The organism is uncultured Microscilla sp. (genome assembly GCF_947493425.1).
GTDB lineage: Bacteria > Bacteroidota > Bacteroidia > Cytophagales > Microscillaceae > Microscilla.
Genome location: NZ_CANLRP010000168.1, coordinates 1 through 18,524, shown reverse-complemented (window position 1 = coordinate 18,524; position 18,524 = coordinate 1). Strand labels below are relative to the sequence as shown.

Below are 18,524 nucleotides of genomic sequence, written 5' to 3'. Positions count from 1 at the left end.
CCCATCCTATTATGTTTTGTATATGTGGTGCCCTTAGTACTATTATCCTACTCAACTGTCTTTACCAGGATGCGTAGAATGCACGGATTTTTAGGATTACTTAGCATAAAATATCCTATTCATCTGCACATCCTACTCATCCTATTATGTTTTGTATATGTGGAGCCCTTAGCACAACCATCCTATTCATCTGCACATCCTACTCATCCTATTATGTTTTGTATATGTGAGCCCTTAGCACAACCATCCTATTCATCTGCACATCCTACCCATCCTATTATGTTTTGTATATGTGAGCTCTTAGCACAACCATCCTATTCATCCGTACATCCTACCCATCCTATTATGTTTTGTATATGTGAGCTCTTAGCACAACCATCCTATTCATCTGCACATCCTACCCATCCTATTATTTCTTTTGTTGATTGTCCGGGTGATGAATATTGTATACTCGATTGTACTCCAGGCGTTTACCTCCAAAATTGATCAATAGCCCAATGGGTAAGTTATACGCCTGACAATAATTCATAGCCTGATTAAGGTGATTATTATCCAGACGAGCCACTGCTTTGAGCTCCAGCATAATGGTGCCCTCCACAAAAAAATCGACCCGACGCGTGCCAATGTGTTCGCCATCGTAATAAATGTTCATACTCATTTCGCGCTCAAAGGCAAGCCCTTGTTTAGCCATTTCTATTTTGAGGGCCCGTTGGTAAATCACCTCCTGAAAGCCACCACCCAGTGTAGAGTGCACCTTCATACAACAACCTATGATTTTGTGGGTGAGTTCTTTGTGTTTCATTTTGTCAAATAGTCATCAAAAGTAAGCATTAGTAAAATGGAAAAAATAAAGTAATCCAAAAGAAGGCAGTATCTGTTTGTTGGACGATGAAAAAAATCTTTGCGTAGCCTTAGCTACGGAACTATTTTTTGAAGAAGTACAACGGTCAGAGACGAAATTCAGTGGATTAGGTTATTTTTGTAGTTTTACTTAGGCTACCAGCACCTCGTTTAATTCTTCAATAATGGCATGTATTTCGTTGCCAAACAATTTTTCCATTTTGCGCCTGCCTCCTTTAGAGTCAAAAGGGCTATAGTCCAGGTCACCCAGGTCTACATACAAACTCGTGGCAACGTGATTTTTGAGCATGCGTAGCCATTGCATTTGTTCGTCATTAAACTTGGGGCTGGCTCCCGAGTGCCGTTTAAATACCCAATCCTGAAAGTTGCGGTCTACGGTTTTGTCATACGCCGTAAGCACCGAGTCGAGCCCCGTAATGCGGCGCAACAACGCCACCAATGCCGTGAGTTCTTTTTCGGGGCGGCTCCCTTTCACCTTTTCTAAAGCGGTGTAAGCTTCCCACACCGCCAAAGGAGCCAAGGTGGGTTTGTCGGCTTTGAGCGCGGCTAATACCTCCTTCACCATTTTTTCGGTAACGTGGCGGCGTTGGTGGGGTTGGTCATAGTATATGCTCAATGCCTTGATCTCATCTTTGTGGTCTGCCATATATTGACTAAAGTCTTGCACCATTGCTTGGGCACGGTCGGTAGAGCTGGTGTCCCACTCGGCTTTGGTTACTTGGTCGAGGTTGATGTGGTCAATGATTTGCTCGTGTTCGCGGCGCACGTTTTCGAGGTATTCATTGAGTTCTCCATTAAAAGTAATGGCGGCAGTTTCTATCAATTGCGCTTGCGCCTGTTCGCGCGCCATCTCCAGGCTGGGCAAGCCCTGGCTTTGCATCAACGCTTGGGCAGCAGTGTCTATGGTGTCAGGGTCGTAAGCCGCCAATAGCTCTTTGGTCATTTGTGGCAGGCTTTTGCCGCCCGAATGCTCTAGCACGCCTTCGGCTTCGGTAGGCGAGAGTTGACGGTTGAGCCTGATGAGGCGGTTTGCCAACGACAAAAACAAGTCTTCGTCGCTGGCACCCATAGCCACTGCGCCTAGCAGGTCTTTGGTTGCCACCGACCGTTTGCGCTCTAGGGGGCGGCTGTCGGTTTTCTTAGATTTGGTGGCACCCACCGCATCTACAATCACAAAGTGGGTTTTGTGCTGCGCCGCTGACGATACTTGCTTTAGGGCATCATCGCCCACCGTGCGAGTGCCTCGCCCCTTCATCTGTTCAAAATAGTTGCGGCTTTTTACATCGCGCATAAACAAGAGCACCTCTAGGGGTTTTACATCGGTGCCGGTAGCTATCATGTCTACAGTTACCGCTATGCGGGGATAGTAGTTGTTGCGAAAGCGGTTGAGCACCGACTTGGGGTCTTCTTGAGCTTTGTAGGTCACTTTTTTGCAAAAATCATTGCCTTCGCCAAACTCTTCGCGCACCATTTTTATTATATCGTCGGCGTGGCTGTCGGTTTTCGCAAAAATGAGGGTTTTGGGCACTTGGTATTCGCCTTGGTCATCGTAGCGGTTTGGGAATATGTCTTTTTGTAGCGCATTTTTAAATTCCCGTATGATGTGGCGTATTTGGCTGGGGTTTACTACCTTCTTGTCGAGGTTGTTTTTGGTATATATGGTGTCTTCGTCTTCTTGTTGCCAACGGGTGCGGCGAGTAAGCTTGTCGCGGCGGTCTACCTGCCAGCCTGCTTCTATAGTAGCGCCCTTTTGCGAAATTTCGGTTTCTATCAAATATACATCATAAGGCACGTTTACCCCGTCAGTCACCGATTCTTCATAGGAATATTCGCTTACTACGTTTTCGTTAAAAAAACCAAAGGTGCGTTTGTCGGGTGTAGCAGTCAAGCCCACCAAAAAGGCGTCGAAATAGTCGAGCACCTGTTTCCAGAGGTTATAAATAGAGCGGTGGCACTCGTCAACTACTATAAAATCAAACATCTCCAGGGGCAACTTGGGATTGTACACCACAGGCATAGGGGCTTTGTTTTGTAGTTGGTTTTGCAGCCAAGTAGACTCGTTGGGGTGGTCGAGTTCGGCGCTTTCGTCCAGTTCTTGCCCCTTTAGTATAGAATATAACCGTTGAATGGTGCTAATATACACTTGGTTGTCGGGGGCTATGTGGCTAGAGCTCAGGCGTTGCACATTGTATAGCTCGGTAAACTTGCGGTTGTCGTCTCTAGGCTGAAACTTCATAAACTCTTGCTCGGCTTGTTCGCCCAGGTTTTTAGTATCTACCAAAAACAACACCCTTTGGGCATTGGCGTGCTTGAGCAATCGGTAGATAAAAGTAGCGGCAGTAAAAGTTTTGCCCGCTCCTGTAGCCATTTGGATCAATGCCTTGGGGCGATTTTCTTTAAAAGAAGTTTCTAAATTATTGATGGCAACTATTTGCGCTGGACGCAAACCTGTAGTATCGAGTGCGGGCATATCGAGCAAATTGCCTCGCAAAGTTTTGCCTGTTTTGCGGTAGTCTTCCAGCCATTGGGCCAGGGTTTGGGGGGTATAAAATCCAAATACTCGCCTGCCTCTGGGCTTGGGGTCGTGGTAGTTGGTAAAGCGGGTAAGCGTGCCCGTGCTTTCGTATACAAAGGGCAAAGGGTCGTGGTTGAGGTGTTTTAGTTTGGCGTGGGCATATTGGGTCGACTGTTCTTCTACCATCGTGAGGTGGTGCCCTTCTTCTTCGCGTTTGGCTTCTATAATGCCTACAGGTTTGCGTTTTACAAACAACACATAATCGGCAGGTCCTACGTCGGTTTGGTATTCGCGTACTGCTACGCCTTGGCTTGCGTTGAGGTTTACCTTGTTTTTGGCTTGCACAGCCCAGCCTGCTTGTTCTAGTAGTTGATCTATCTTATCACGCGCAATTTGTTCAGGATGTTGATTGGTGTTTGCCATAGCAATTTCAATTGGGTTCGCAGAATAGTATAGCAAGCAAATTCGTAAAAAACAGTTTGAAGACAAAGCATGGGGAAAGTTTTTTACCCAAAGCTTCCTCTAATTCACTGAGCTAAACCACCCTACGATTGGCTTCTCAAGAGTGAAACATTAAACAAAAATGATGTATACTTGGAACGGCATGGTTAACCAAAACCTGGTTATTCTAATGGTTGTCGCTCCGCTTAATGGCTAAAATGGTTGCCCCGTTCTGCAAGCACGCGATGCGGTACAAAGATTGAAACCTAAAAACGGTTTTTTATCCCGTTTACGGCATAGTGTCTGGAGTACTACTGCAGGTCAATGACTAAAACTGACAGGGCACCTCTTGTTTAAACCTAAAGTTGTCGAGCAGTAGGTTGCCCTCATAACGGGTTGATTTTACATAATAGACTTCCAGTATTATAAAGGGGTAGTTGGCTTCTTTGGGGGCAAGCTCTAGCAGGTACCGCTGCCACACCGTCTTTTTTACTGGTCCCGACTCCCACAGCAACTCGCTTTGTTTACAGCTTTTAGTGCCTCCCCACACCCTGAGCTGGGCTACTGCCCCGAAGCTTCCGGCAAAGTTGGGCGAATAAGCCAAGTCTATAGTATACTGGTAGCACTTCCCCATGAGCAAAGGCTGAGAAAGCTGCTGCTGACAAGCCTCCCAACTGTCGTAACGACATACCAGACTCAAGTACGATTTGCCATCAGACGGTGGCAAAGTTACCAACCAATAGCCTGGCTGTATATCTGGGGTGCTCCCCAACTGGCAAGGCAACCAATGAACAGGTACAGTAGAAGTGCCAGGTATACCCTCAAATGAAGGGTTACGAATAGTTTGGGCATTTGCCGATAAGGTAAGCCAACAAGTCAAATATAGTAGGTATAGTAGTCTGAGCATCAATTGGGAGTTTGGTAATAATCAATCAATATATACAACTGACGGGATTGGGAGAAGTTTTTCGCTGCCTTCTTTTATAAAAAACAGGAAACATATCAATCATTACAAAAAAATGGATAATCTCTGCGATGAAACCTCTAAACTATTGCCCATCAACACATTAGCTTTTTAGTGAAACCTGTACACGGTCAGGTTTCATCAATAAAGCAAATTGTAAACATATAGATCATCCTATTGCATCATTACGTTTAACACACTACTTTTGAAGTGTGCATGGAGACTCATGCACAATTGGTTAGTGATGGATTTGGTTGATTAAACAGGGATAAGCTCAGGCAATAGCTGTTGGTTATTGTCTGACTTTTTTTGTTTTGGCTAGATACGTTGCTCCAGTTAACCATCATTTTCAGAAAAATATTATTTTAATGATTGATCATACCTGACAGGTTTTGGAAACCTGTCAGGTATAAAATACTTTAAAAATCGTTTTTCCTTTAAGGAAATTTGCCAAGACTTGAGTTATGAGACAGCCCCACTTTTTTTGCTTTGGTTAGATACGTTGCTCCAGTTAACCTATAGTGGCTATAAGCTATAGAGCTATGGAAAGATTATTCACTTTATTTATTATAGCAATGTTTGTTTCAGGCAATCAAATCAAAGAGGAGTTATTGGCTCTTCAGGCAAACGCAGATTTTACTCAAGCTGTAGCTGGTATCAAAACAGGAAGGTTTAAAAGGGATACAAACCGAGTTACTTACCAATACCGCGTTACCTATACCCGGTATTTGCGGCATTACATGTATGACCCTGCCAGGTTGAATGTTATTTTTTCTGATGCTTCTCTGCAACACCTTTTCTTTCGCACTTTTGGCTACCAAGGCAATACTCGTTTTACTATATACCCCAATGCCTGGTTGCGTGACCTTCCACTGTTGGACATAGGCGAAAATGTATACCTTGGCGATGGCATACTACTAGGAACCAATCAAGTATCAGAAAATCAACAATTTATAAAAGTAGGACGGATTAGTATTGGTAAAAACACTATATTTGACCAACACTGCAGTGTGGGTTTAGACACGCAAATAGGGCAAGATGTACAAGTAAGATTTAAGTCATCTATTGGTTTAAAATGTACACTGGGCAAATCAATCACTGTAGGAGAATGTAGTATAATAGGGCACAGAGTACAACTTGGCGACAGGGTTCGTCTTGGGTTTAATACTAAGTTGGGTAACTTTGTACGGGTAGACGATGATGTAGTCATTGGAGATTTTCAAATCATTCCGCCGTTTAGTCATGTTACCCGTCAAGGAGTTTTTTCTAGCCAGCCAAGCGCTCATAATAGTTTACCTAACGCGTTTGCGTTCAACACCATGAGCTGATTTTTTTGGCATTGTACCCATTGTTTTTGCTCAAACTCATGCAATATTTTCATCAAGCTTTTGGCAGCAATGCCCGCCAACCCGGCAAATTCTTCGGGTACAAAGTAAATGGCTGCTTTTTCACGCGATTGACTCCTGATAGTACTTGCTACTTCGAGCAATAGGGTAGCAATGCGTTGTTTGCTTGATTTATAAATCAACGATAAACTCTTTTGCTGAGTAGCTTCTATCTCTTGACAAAGGGCTTTCATAATGGCAAGCTTAAAGGGCAAGTGTTCGTTCATGAGTTTTATTACCAATGGTTTAGGAATAAAACATACTTTAGCATCAGTGAGCCCTTTTACAGAGTATTGATAAGTGGCAGAGGTAATAGCGTTGGTTCCTAAGATATGCCCTGGCTTTATTACATTCAACACTGTAGCTTTACTTTCTGCTTGCTTTAGGGTAATTAAAGTGCCTGCTTCTACGCAAAAAATCCCCATTGCCAACTGTCCTTCTTTAAACAGAAAGTCGTTGGAACGAATGATCATTTCCTTGCGACTATCAGAAAACGAGCCCTTGCTTTCGGTGGTTGTGCTTGCAAATACGCAGTGGTCACACGCATTTGTCGGTATATTTTGTGCTTTATCCAACATATTCGTTCAGAAAGATATATACAATAAGAGTAAGTTATGTCAAAGGTAACCTTTTGCTCTGCCACATAAAATGATAAACATCATATATCAATATGATGTTTAATACAATATTCCGAAGAATGGCTATTTTTTAATCGAAAATATTGGCTATTTTCTCTAAAATCTTGGCATTTAATATGATTATCTTTTTTCCTTTCAGGTCAATGATTTCGTTTTTCTTAAACTCTGATAGAGACCGAATCAAGGTTTCAGTGGCGGTACCTACCAGGTTTGCTAGGTCTTCGCGTGATAAACTTACATTGATGGTTTTGTCATCGTTTTCCATGCCATAAAATTGCTTCAGCATCAAAATAGTTTCTGCCACACGTTCTTTGACAGTTTTTTGAGCCAAGTCAGCAATTTTACTTTCGGCAAGTTTTAGGTCTTTAGTCAAAAACTCCATGACCCGCCCCGTGAGGTTGCTACTGCCCTGCAACGTATTTAAAAATAACGCCTTGGGTATAAAACACACCCTGGTATCTTCTAACACAGCAGCCGATACTTCGTACTTTTCGCCCGACACCAACGAACGGTATCCTAAAGGTTCGCCAGCTCCAGCAAGCCGCAAGATATGATCTTTGCCTGTTTCAGAGGTTTTAAAAACTTTTACTTTGCCACTGTATATCGAAAAAAGCCCCAAAGGGTAGTTTCCTTCATGAAAGATTACATCACCTTTGCGATAAAGGTTGCAACTCTTTTGTGAAGATATTTCTGTGAGATTATCCCGGTCTAAATTTGAAAAAACACCCTTATGACGCATTCCACAGGTTTGACACGATGGGTTTTTAGGGTTGTGACTCATATAAAATTGCGTTTAAATATTATCTTATTAGTCTTAATTAGTCTTTCTTATGTACTGCGCAAAAGTAGGTAATACCAAGCTGACCTGCCCTTGCGCAGTTTATTTGTCTTAATGCATCTAAATTACGAAATCTTTGTTATTTTATCTATCTACTTCTCCTAATACTATGTCGAGTGAGCCTACAATAGCTACCAGGTCGGCAATCATCATACCCCGCGATATTTCGGGCAACACAGATAAATTGACAAAACAGCAAGACCTTGCTTTGCAGCGAAAAGGCTTGTCGCTTCTGCCGTCTGCCCTGAAATAGTAGCCTAGCTCTCCTTTAGGGTTTTCGGCTCTTACATAAAAATCGTTTGCCTTGGGGCGTATTTTTTTGGGTACCAATGCCTGCGGGTCAAAGTCACGGGTACGTTTAAGGTCGGTGGTAAGGCGTGTAATGCATTGTTCTATGATTTTTGCCGATTCAAAACACTCTTGCAACCTTACCCAGGTACGGTCCCAACAATCGCCTTGGGTACCCATTTCGCCCTTGCCTACTGGTATGTCGAAGTCTAGCTCAGGGTATACCGAATAACCATCTATCCTGCGTAAGTCATATTGTAAGCCCGATGCCCTTAGCATAGGACCCGACACCCCATAGTTAATGGCCAAATCAAGAGGCAAAGCACCTACTTTAGCGGTTCTTTGTACAAAAATCTTGTTTTCTACCAATATTTGCTGAGTTTCTATAATTTTTGGTTTCAGGTATTTTACAAACTCTGCGCAACGCTCTTCGAAGCCTACAGGCAAATCATAAAACAGCCCTCCTACCCAAATATAGTTGTACAACATTCGGGCACCGCTCAACCATTCTAACAAACGCAAAATGTGCTCACGGTCACGCATCATCCACATAAACACCGTAAACGAGCCAATGTCTACCCCATAAGTACCTAAGGCCACAAAGTGAGACGCCAAACGGTTAAGCTCAGCTACCAATACTCTGATATACTCTACCCTTTTCGGGATTTTATCGCTGATGCCCAACATCTTCTCTACCCCCATTACATAGGCGTGTTCTGAGTTCATAGCAGCAATGTAGTCCATTCTATCTACATAAGGAATAATTTGGTTATAGGGCAATGCCTCGGCGTGTTTCTCAAAGCAACGGTGCAGGTAGCCCAGGTGAGGCACCACGTCTACAACATACTCTCCATTGGTGATTACCTCCAGGCGCAATACACCGTGGGTAGAAGGGTGTTGGGGTCCCAGGTTGAGTACCATTTCTTCTGAACCAAGGTCGGCAGGGGTATACTTGTTTGGTTCTGATTTTTGCAGGTTATCTGCTTCAAAAATATATTGTACCTCTTGTGGATTTTGGCGTAAATCGGGGTTGGGGGTGTCTATATTATTCATGTTGGGTAGCAAAGTATTAAAAAACAAGTGTAGGCTAAAGTAAGGTCAAAAGACCAGACCAACAAGCTGATTTATAGTTTTGATACAATAAAATTAACACAAATTTTACAATATCCTTCAGCCAAAACCCCATAGTTTGCTTAGCTTGATTTTTTTTTAACCTAACAGCCTATACTTGTGAAATTTATTGTTCGATTAATTCTTTTAATTGTACTTTTAGCAGGAACAGAGGCCTGTAGCCGCAAAAAAACCTCGCTCAAAATTAAAGGAAGCGACTCGGTGCTGCCCATTTCGCAAAAAGCGGCCGAAATTTTTATGCAACAATACCCAAAAGTCAGCATCACAGTTACCGGTGGGGGGAGTGGTGTAGGCATTGCTGCTCTGATCAATGGCACTACCCACATTGCAATGACCTCGCGGCAAATCAAAATCTCGGAGCAGCTTAAGATCCAGGCCGCTGACAAAAAAATAAAAGAAGATATTATTGGGCATGATGCCTTGGCTTTGGTGGTGCACCCCTCTAACCCTGTCAAAAAACTTACCCGTGAACAAATTGAAGGTATTTTTACCGGAAACATAAAAACCTGGCAGGAAGTAGGCGGAGGCTCGGGCAATATTGTGGCTTACTCCCGCGAAACAAGTTCGGGTACTTATGAATATTTCAAAAAGAAAGCACTTAATGGCTCTGAATATGGCAATACGGTTTTATCACTTAACTCTAACGGGGCCATTATTCAGTCGGTGAGCCAAACTAAAGGCAGCATTGGTTACATAGGCCTGGCTTATATCTCGTCTAAAACCAAAGCATTGGCGGTTTCTTTCGACCATGGCAAAAGCTTTGTAATGCCTACTTTTGAGAACGCCAAACAAAAAAAATATCCCATTTCCCGCCCCTTGTTTTATTACTACGACCAAAGCCAAACTACTAAGGTGGGGGCTTTTATGCAATACCTGTATTCGCCCACTGGACAAAAACTAATCAAAGACATTGGTTACATACCCAATCGCTAACTTCTAACTATTGTATGATGACTCGTAAAAAGATATTTGAAAAAATTATTGAAGCTGTCATTTATGCCAGTGGCACCGCTACTACCATTGTGGTGCTCCTCATTGTGTTTTTTTTATTTCGGGAGGGGCTGGGGTTATTTCGGCAGGCACCCATGCAAAAAACCTACACGGTGGCAGTGCACCCCCAAAACCCAGTACGCCAGCTCAGCATTGACCAGTTAAAGGCTATTTTTTCAAAAAAAGAAAAAAACTGGAAAACCTTTGGGGGTAAAGACCAATCCATTGAAACTTTTAGTTCGGAAGACATAGAAAAACACCTGAAAGGCCAGGACTTGGGAGAAGCATTTAGCAAACTAAAAGGCTTGGTAACTACCTATGCCCAAAACAAGGAAAACCTGGTGGTGGTGATGCCTAAAAAATTTATGCCCAACAAGTTTGTCCCCATTCCTACCGAGCATATGAGCATTGGGGCTTTTTTTGGGGGCAAAGAGTGGCGTCCCACCTCAGAACCCATCCATAGTTTTGGGGTGTTGCCCATTATTGCGGGCACCTTGCTGGTATGTTTTGGGGCCTTGCTGTTCGCAATTCCTACTGCAATTATTGCCGCCATTTATTTGGTAGAAATTGCCAACAAGAAAGTAAGAAACATTATTAACCCTTTTATAGAACTGCTGGCAGGAATTCCCTCGGTGATTTATGGTTTTTTTGGGCTGGTGGTGATTGTTCCTTTTATCCAAAAAACTTTTGCCCTGGATATGGGAGAAACCGCCCTGGCCGGAAGTATTATTTTGGGCATTATTTCGTTGCCCACCATTATTACCATTTCAGAAGATGCCATTCGTTCGGTGCCCCGTGAACTCAAAGAAGCTAGTTTTGCTCTGGGAGCCAACCACTTACAAACCATTTTCAAAGTAATTGTTCCCTATGCCCTTTCAGGGATTGTGTCAGCGGCTATCTTGGGAGTGGGGCGTACCGTAGGCGAAACAATGGCCGTGTTGATGGTCACTGGTAATGCAGCCCAGATGCCTTCTTCGTTTTTAGATTCGGTGCGGGTAATTACCTCTACTGTAGCCGCCGAACTGGGCGAAACAGCTCAGGGGGGCATTCATTACCGGGCGCTTTTTATGCTGGCTTGTGTGCTCTTTATTTTAACCTTTTGGTTCAATTTGCTGGCCGAATGGATTGTGGCCAAAAAAACCCAGAAGTAAATAAAAACCCTGAAAGTAGGTTTCGGTTAATCATGCCGTTCCAAGTATAAAAATAAAGATTATTCATGAAGATATTTGGCAATGTCACAAAGCAAACAACAGAAACAAACAATAGTATTTACCACTTTTATGGTTATTACGGTGCTGGTAAGTGCTATTTCAATAGGTGTCTTTTTCTATATTTTTTTCAATGGAATCAGCGTGTTGAGTTGGGGATTTTTTACGGGAGTGCCAGAAAACGGCATGACCGAGGGAGGTATCTTTCCGGCCATTATGGGAACCCTCATTTTGATTGTGGGAAGCGGCCTTGTGGCTTTCCCCATGGGTATTTTGGCGGGTATTTTTATGAATGAATATGCCCATCAAAACTGGTTCAAAAAATTTGTCAGGCTCATGACAAATAATCTGGCAGGCATTCCTTCCATTGTTTTTGGTTTGTTTGGCATGGCTTTTTTTGTGAACGGCCTGGGCTTTGGGGTAAGCATTTTGTCGGGGTGTTTAACCTTGGGAGTTTTAATCTTACCTATCATTATCCGCACCACCGAAGAGTCCCTCAAGTTTATTCCAGATGACTACCGACTGGCCAGCTATGCCTTGGGAGCCAGCAAGTGGCAAACCATTTGGCGGGTTATTCTCCCAGCGGCTTTGCCCAACATTGTAACCGGGGTTATTTTGGCAATTGGGAGGGTAGCTGGCGAAACTGCCGCCATCCTTTTTACGGTGGCGGCTTATTTTCTCCCCAAAATGCCCACCTCTATTTATGATGAAACAATGGCATTGCCTTATCATTTATATGTAATTTCTACGAGTGGTACCGACATTGAAAAGGCCCGTCCTTATGCCGACGGCACCGCACTTACATTGTTAATGTTGGTTTTTGGTCTCAACCTGCTGGCTAATTGGTATAGAAAAAGACTCAATAAAAAAATTAAAGTTTAACAATATGAGCTCACAAAACTCACTCTCTGATCAGAACCTAAGCCTTGACGAAACCGCAAAAAACATGACTTCTGAGGCAAAGATTATTACCCGTAATCTTGATTTTTTTTACGGCGATTTTCAGGCACTTAAAAACATCAATACCCAAATAGATGCACACACGGTAACCGCCTTGATAGGCCCTTCGGGCTGCGGAAAATCTACTTACTTGCGGGTGCTCAACCGGATGAACGATTTGATAGAGGGAGCTAAAGTAAAAGGGGAAGTCTTGATTGATGGTCAAAATATTTATGACAAAAAACTGGACATCAACGAGCTACGAAAAAATGTAGGCATGGTATTTCAAAAACCTACGCCTTTTCCAAAGTCTATTTTTGAGAATGTAGCCTATGGGTTACGCGTCAATGGTATGACGGAAAACATCAAAGAAAGAGTCGAAAAATCGCTTCAACAGGCGGCCCTTTGGAACGAAGTAAAGGATCACTTGAAAAAATCGGCCCTGGGTCTTTCCGGGGGGCAACAACAACGTTTGTGCATTGCCCGCACTATTGCCATTCAACCTGACATTATTTTGATGGATGAGCCTACTTCAGCCCTGGATCCTATTTCGGCCTCGCAAATCGAGGATTTGATTATGGAGCTCAAAGAACGCTTTACGATCATCATTGTGACTCACAATATGCAACAAGCCCGCCGGGTAAGCGACAAAACGGCTTTTTTCTACTTGGGCGACCTGGAAGAGTACGATGAAACCCCCAAAATTTTCGAGAGTCCTGCTTCCGAAAAAACCCAAAATTATATCCGGGGAAAGTTTGGTTGAGTTGGTTGCTGGTCTTTACCCACATTCAAAAAGCAGCATTTTACCAATATTTCTTGCATCCTTTGCCTATATTGTTACCTAGAACAATTTGTGCAAACAAACTTGCATTACAAAAACAATAAGTATAAGTCTTAATAAAAACCAATTCAATTAAAAGCTAATAATTACTTTTAAAATGCACCATGTATTTATTGTTATTCGTTATTAAAAACAATAACTTTGTTTTCTATTAAAAGTCTTATAAATATTATGCAGGCTACAAATATACCAATTCATTTAAGGGGCAATGATAGTTTGCAAAAGCTTGCAAACTTCGCAAATAATGCCATAACAAAAACAAGCCTCTCAATAACTTCACGAGTTTTATTTTTTTTTGGTAATTTAGTTATTATTGCTTCAAAGAAGGTGCATCAAAAAAATATTCACCTTGTTTTTGGTAAAAATAATCCTATTAAAGTAAACAAGAAAAACTATCATCTTGCTCGATATTTTTGTCACTATTACGATAATACCATCAACAAACTTAAAGGTATTGAACACGATGTGAATAACTTAAAGAATACAGGAGAGTTCGATGCATTCCCTCAATCTTTTCAACATTTTGTAGAAAATTTATTGGATATAAGTAATCTTATTCAAGACACTAACCAAGATATTAAGGATCAATTTTTACTTCTTGATTCAGTTGTTGATAGACAAAGTATACCATCAGGAATGGTTATCCTCACAGAAGAAGATTTATGGAACTCGCGTAACAAGGCTTACAACTACCGGTAAGCCTTTGTTTGCATTTAATTTACCAACAAGAACCAAAGTTTGGTATATGTTTGAAAAGTTTTACCCTACTATCCGCCTAGGCACTAAAAAAAACCACAGTCAAGGTTTATCCCCACTCATTCAAACCCACCTTTTCAAATTTAAAGATCTCAAAAAAGATGAGTTTATTGTTGAAGTTGAAGAATTTAAATTAGATACTTTTGTTATTAAGTTTTACCCATTCAAAACCGTACACTAATTTTTCACTACTAATACTTTTGTAGAGTTTAATTTTATCAGTCTCAAAAGTGCTTGAAAAACAGCGTCTTTACTTTCCGCCTTAGTTTGTGGGCGTTAAGAAATTTGAGCAATGAAGCCGTAAAAACAGATCACTGACCGAGGAACGAGGGAATGTTTGAGCTGTTTCGGCGTAATGGAACAAATTTTAGCTAGACAAACTACAGCGGTGGCTTTTTTTGGTTCGTTTTTTTAGCTAAAGAAAAAAATGAACGGATGCCTGAGGGAAACGAAACCAGGTTTTATTCTACAACTTAGCAGATTAGCAGCTATTTTTATGCTGTAAAACTATCAAAAAAGTCAAGACTTATCTGCTATAAAAAAGTGTACGGTTTCAAATTTACCCAAAAAAAGCTACACATAGCAAAGATAAGTATAACTTAATTACCGAGAGTTATTCTGGCACAGAGGCAACAAGAATCATAAAAACCTGTGTAGAAATAATGGTAAATTTATACCATAATAGAGAAGATGCATCCTTTGCCTTTATTGGTGCAGCAAAACCTCAAGAAGATACTGATACAACCCAAAGGTTCCGTATTTACAGGCTTGTCATGCAAACCTTTTTTAAACCCATTGACTTTCAACATATTGAAGTCCCACGACATAGCTTGTACATGCTAGTTAACATGGAAGCTTTAAGGTATAACAACAAACATCATATAGATATATGGAACATGCTAAATGAGGTTTATGAACTATAAAATCAATTACAGGTTTGACAAACAGTCTCAAGCTAATCACTAAAACTTGAGGTGGTAGAAGCTCCCAACTATTTTGTTATTCCAATGACTATATCTGATATTTGCCTGCATTGTATTACCAACCTTTATACTTTTAATTTTATCATGTGGTCTCAATTTAAAATGTACTTTGACCTCGGTTTTGAGCATATTATAGCACTCGATGCCCAGGATCACATCATATTTGTGGTAGCTTTGATGGCTATTTACCAACTCAAAGATTGGCGTAAAATCTTAATTTTAGTGACAGCTTTTACCCTGGGGCACTCCCTTACTCTGGCAATATCAGGCTTGGGCTATGTCACCAGCAACACTACTACTGTAGAAATACTGATTGCATTTAGTATTTTGGTAACTGCCATTGTAAACCTTGGGCAAAAACTACCTAGAACAACTCCTCAGCCCTCTACACAGGAGGCTTTGATCAGGTATGGCATTGCTTTTTGCTTTGGGCTCATTCACGGTTTGGGCTTTGCCAGGCAGTTTAAATCTATTTCAGGGGGCATTGGCGATCTTATTTTTAAGTTGCTGGCTTTCAATATTGGACTTGAGATAGGTCAAATTGTAATAGTTTTATTAATTTTGTTACTATCCTTTCTTTTTACTCGCCAACTTCAAAAAAAAGAACACGATTGGAACATGTTGCTTTCGGGTGCAGCTTTAGGCATTTCTTTGTTTTTGATATTTCAGCGATTAGCAGGAGCAGCTTAATTTTTGTACTATTAGAAAAGTAATACTATTTGTGGTAAAACAAATAGTAAATCTGACCTTGAGTTCGATGCAAAATTTCAATTTTAAAACCTTATAACATCATGAAAAGATTTCTGTGTTTATTTTTAAGCCTCTTTTCGATTACTGCAATGGCGCAACACGACAAGCCTTATGTAAGTTCGAAATTTGCGCAGTTAGAACAACTATTGCCCACCCCTAACAACTACCGCACAGGTTCGGGGGCGCCAGGGCACGAATACTGGCAACAAAAAGCTGATTATAAAATTAAGGTGGCTTTGGATGAAAAGACCCATACCCTCACAGGTGCCGAAACCATTACTTATTATAACTACTCGCCCGACAATCTTAAATATTTGTGGGTGCAGGTAGACCAAAACCGTTTTAAGGCAGGGTCTGATGCTTTTGAAACTCGCAACACCCGACTCACCGATGGACCAAACTTTGGAATGATCAACCTTGTTGTGGGGCAAACTTCTGAATGGGGCTGCAAGATCAAAAGTGTAAAAGATAAAAGTGGTAAACCAATGAAGTACGTCATTAACAAAACAATGATGCGCATTGATTTGCCCCAGCCCCTTAAGGCTAAAGGAGGAAACGTGACTTTTTCTATAGAGTGGGCGCATAAGATTGTAGATGCAAAAAAAACCAATTCTCGCAGTGGGTATGAGTATTTTCCCAAAGATGGCAATTACTTGTATGAAATAGCACAATGGTTTCCTCGTATGTGTGTATACGACGACGTAAACGGGTGGCAACACAAACAGTTTTTGGGCAATGGTGAGTTTGCGCTTACATTTGGCGATTATGAGGTAGCTATTACAGCTCCTGCCGACCATATTGTGGGGGCAACTGGTGAGTTACAAAATGCCAAAAAGGTGCTGACTTCTGACCAATTGAACCGTTTAAAGAAGGCTGCTTCTGCCACAAGCCCGGTGCTGATTGTAGACCAAAAAGAGGTAGAAGCCAAAGAAAAAACCAAAGCCAGTGGTACCAAAACCTGGGTGTTCAAGGCTAAAAATGTGCGTGACTTTGCCTGGGCAAGCTCTCGTAAGTTTATATGGGATGCGATGAAGGTAAAAGTAGGCAATAACGATATATGGGCAATGTCTTATTACCCAAAAGAAGGTAATCCATTATGGGGTAAATATTCTACGCAAGTGGTGGCACACACCCTCAGAACTTACTCTAAGTATACCTTTAACTACCCTTACCCAGTAGCGGTGTCGGTACATGGGCCTATATTTGGCATGGAGTACCCAATGATTTGTTTCAACGGTGGGCGCCCTCGTGCCGATGGTACTGTACCAGCCCGTACCCGCAAAGCTATGATCTCGGTAATTATTCATGAAGTAGGACACAACTATTTCCCGATGATTGTAAACTCAGATGAAAGACAGTGGACCTGGATGGATGAGGGTTTGAATTCGTTTTTGCAATTCCTTTCTGAAAAAGAAATTCCATTGCAGAGCTGGGCTAAAGCCGATTACCCAAAAACTTACCCACACCGCCGCGGACCTGCCAAAAACATTGTACGTTACATGCGTACCGACCCCACCAAGATTGTTCCTATTATGACCAACTCTGAGTCTATTCCACAGTTTGGCAACAATGCGTATGGCAAACCTGCTACTGCATTGAACATTTTGCGTGAGGTAGTGATGGGTAAAGAGTTGTTTGATCATGCTTTCAAGACTTACTCTCAGCGTTGGTACTTTAAACACCCCAAACCTGCCGATTTTTTCCGTACAATGGAAGATGCCTCAGGGGTTGACCTGGATTGGTTCTGGCGAGGATGGTTTTACTCTACGCTTCCGGTAGACATGAGTATTGACGATGTAAAGGCATTTACTTTCTCTAAATCGGGTAAAGCAGCAGAGGCTCCAGCAGGAGGTTTAAAACACGAGGCTTTTGCCAATAAGAAATTTGATGGTTTACGAGAGCGCCTAAGCAAGAGATTTGGCTTACGCCTGACTGACAAAGAAGTGGCGATGCTGAAACCAGGTAAATATTACTATTCAGTAAAAGTAAAAAATATTGGGGGTAATATTATGCCTTTGTTTATTCAGGCAAACTTTGTAGATGGCAGCAAGCAACTGGTGAAAGTACCAGCTGAAATATTCCGAAAAAGCCCCAATCAAGTATACAAGGGGTTAATCTTTGACAAGCCAGTAAAATCGTTTGAGCTAGACCCTAACGAAATGACTGCCGATATTGACACTAAAAACAACGCTTTTCCAAGGGCTAAGAAGGAGTCTAAGTTTAAGGAGTTAAAAGAGAAAAAATCGGGATCGAATAAATAATTTAAGCCGCAAGGTAAAAGCTACAGGCTTCAAGTGAAAGTACTAGACTTTTGATAAATGAAAAAACCAGGCAGGTAATAATATCTGTCTGGTTTTTTTCATTTTTTTGAGCAATGATTTGCAACATTCAAAAAATCGTATGTATATTTGCATCCGCTTTTAAGCAATCACGGGATATGGCGCAGTCCGGTAGCGTACTTGCATGGGGTGCAAGGGGCCGCAGGTTCAAATCCTGCTATCCCGACTCTTTAAATACTAAAAACCTCTTACAAATATAGTTTGTAAGAGGTTTTTTTGGTTTTGGAGTATTCCCTCAATATCTATACACACGCAATGCCCCCCATAATATTAATTCCATATAAATTTCTTTACCTAGTTTGCAAGGTTAATTAAGTTAGTTTTTTTGCTCATACGCCACTAACCTCGTAGATTGAGAATAATAGCATGTAATTCTAATATCTAAATCCTAAATTCATGTCTCAACAAAATACAACAACAGACTTATTATCTAAAAAAAGAGAGAACATCTTTGATGATTACCTAAACTTCATTGAACAAAAAAGAATGACAGCTATTGGTGATGGAGAAAATGAAGATATATATAATCTTGTTGATCTTGCTGTTCAAGTATTGGAACGAACCTTACAAGATATAACCCAAACTAAACCACCCTGCACTGAAAGTACAGGGGTTTTACTAGCGGACTGAAAGTCCTCGCTCATTCCAATATAAAAT

Annotated in this window: 16 protein-coding genes and 1 tRNA gene; 11 read left to right on the top strand and 6 right to left on the bottom strand. The window is 41.6% G+C overall.

The features are described from left to right. Window positions 1-409: 409 nt before the first annotated feature. The 3 genes from Q0954_RS27475 to Q0954_RS27465 all read right to left on the bottom strand — a co-directional run bounded on the left by Q0954_RS27475 (window position 410) and on the right by Q0954_RS27465 (window position 4,724). Window positions 410-802 carry a GxxExxY protein gene (locus tag Q0954_RS27475; RefSeq protein ID WP_299462853.1) on the bottom strand — a complete coding sequence of 131 codons (393 nt, stop codon included), beginning with the start codon at window positions 800-802 and terminating at the stop codon, window positions 410-412. A gap of 189 nt (window positions 803-991) precedes the next feature. Further along, on the bottom strand, window positions 992-3,799 hold the full coding sequence (locus Q0954_RS27470; RefSeq protein ID WP_299462851.1) for a DEAD/DEAH box helicase family protein: 2,808 nt from the start codon (window positions 3,797-3,799) through the stop codon (window positions 992-994). Window positions 3,800-4,145: 346 nt separating this feature from the next. Then, a complete protein-coding gene (locus Q0954_RS27465; RefSeq protein ID WP_299462849.1) occupies window positions 4,146-4,724 on the bottom strand; it encodes a hypothetical protein in 579 nt (192 codons plus the stop codon). A 599-nt stretch (window positions 4,725-5,323) separates the two neighbouring features. On the opposite strand from Q0954_RS27465, the gene Q0954_RS27460 reads away from it, so the two are divergent. After that, window positions 5,324-6,109 carry a hypothetical protein gene (locus Q0954_RS27460; protein ID WP_299462847.1) on the top strand — a complete coding sequence of 262 codons (786 nt, stop codon included), beginning with the start codon at window positions 5,324-5,326 and terminating at the stop codon, window positions 6,107-6,109. Here the strand turns inward: Q0954_RS27460 and Q0954_RS27455 are convergent. The 3 genes from Q0954_RS27455 to Q0954_RS27445 form a co-directional block, all read right to left on the bottom strand. Further along, window positions 6,064-6,744, bottom strand: a complete 681-nt coding sequence (locus Q0954_RS27455) for a Crp/Fnr family transcriptional regulator (protein WP_299462844.1) — start codon at window positions 6,742-6,744, stop codon at window positions 6,064-6,066. The genes Q0954_RS27460 and Q0954_RS27455 overlap by 46 nt on opposite strands. A gap of 130 nt (window positions 6,745-6,874) precedes the next feature. Next, the gene (locus Q0954_RS27450) at window positions 6,875-7,585 is read right to left on the bottom strand and encodes a Crp/Fnr family transcriptional regulator (protein ID WP_299462841.1); all 711 of its coding nucleotides are present in this window, start codon (window positions 7,583-7,585) and stop codon (window positions 6,875-6,877) included. Between the two features lie 141 nt (window positions 7,586-7,726). Continuing rightward, window positions 7,727-8,983, bottom strand: coding sequence for an NADH-quinone oxidoreductase subunit D (locus Q0954_RS27445; RefSeq protein ID WP_299462839.1), 1,257 nt, complete (start codon window positions 8,981-8,983; stop codon window positions 7,727-7,729). Window positions 8,984-9,160: 177 nt separating this feature from the next. Between Q0954_RS27445 and Q0954_RS27440 the strand changes: the two genes are divergently transcribed. The 10 genes from Q0954_RS27440 to Q0954_RS27395 all read left to right on the top strand — a co-directional run bounded on the left by Q0954_RS27440 (window position 9,161) and on the right by Q0954_RS27395 (window position 18,497). Then, window positions 9,161-9,994: a PstS family phosphate ABC transporter substrate-binding protein gene (locus Q0954_RS27440; RefSeq protein ID WP_299462836.1), complete on the top strand. Its 834-nt coding sequence runs from the start codon at window positions 9,161-9,163 to the stop codon at window positions 9,992-9,994. Window positions 9,995-10,008: 14 nt separating this feature from the next. Further along, window positions 10,009-11,202 (top strand): phosphate ABC transporter permease subunit PstC, encoded by a 1,194-nt coding sequence (pstC, locus tag Q0954_RS27435; protein WP_299462833.1) that lies wholly within the window; start codon window positions 10,009-10,011, stop codon window positions 11,200-11,202. Between the two features lie 81 nt (window positions 11,203-11,283). After that, window positions 11,284-12,141 carry a phosphate ABC transporter permease PstA gene (gene pstA / locus Q0954_RS27430; protein WP_299462830.1) on the top strand — a complete coding sequence of 286 codons (858 nt, stop codon included), beginning with the start codon at window positions 11,284-11,286 and terminating at the stop codon, window positions 12,139-12,141. Between the two features lie 64 nt (window positions 12,142-12,205). Further along, window positions 12,206-12,961 carry a phosphate ABC transporter ATP-binding protein PstB gene (gene pstB / locus Q0954_RS27425; RefSeq protein ID WP_299462855.1) on the top strand — a complete coding sequence of 252 codons (756 nt, stop codon included), beginning with the start codon at window positions 12,206-12,208 and terminating at the stop codon, window positions 12,959-12,961. Window positions 12,962-13,210: 249 nt separating this feature from the next. Then, a complete protein-coding gene (locus tag Q0954_RS27420; protein WP_299462828.1) occupies window positions 13,211-13,738 on the top strand; it encodes a hypothetical protein in 528 nt (175 codons plus the stop codon). A gap of 719 nt (window positions 13,739-14,457) precedes the next feature. After that, a complete protein-coding gene (locus Q0954_RS27415; protein ID WP_299462825.1) occupies window positions 14,458-14,718 on the top strand; it encodes a hypothetical protein in 261 nt (86 codons plus the stop codon). 84 nt (window positions 14,719-14,802) lie between these two features. Continuing rightward, window positions 14,803-15,468 carry a HupE/UreJ family protein gene (locus Q0954_RS27410; RefSeq protein ID WP_299462822.1) on the top strand — a complete coding sequence of 222 codons (666 nt, stop codon included), beginning with the start codon at window positions 14,803-14,805 and terminating at the stop codon, window positions 15,466-15,468. 101 nt (window positions 15,469-15,569) lie between these two features. Further along, the gene (locus Q0954_RS27405) at window positions 15,570-17,789 is read left to right on the top strand and encodes a M1 family metallopeptidase (RefSeq protein ID WP_299462819.1); all 2,220 of its coding nucleotides are present in this window, start codon (window positions 15,570-15,572) and stop codon (window positions 17,787-17,789) included. 170 nt (window positions 17,790-17,959) lie between these two features. After that, a tRNA-Pro gene (locus tag Q0954_RS27400) sits at window positions 17,960-18,033 on the top strand. A 230-nt stretch (window positions 18,034-18,263) separates the two neighbouring features. After that, window positions 18,264-18,497, top strand: coding sequence for a hypothetical protein (locus tag Q0954_RS27395; protein ID WP_299462816.1), 234 nt, complete (start codon window positions 18,264-18,266; stop codon window positions 18,495-18,497). The last annotated feature ends 27 nt before the right edge of the window (window positions 18,498-18,524 follow it).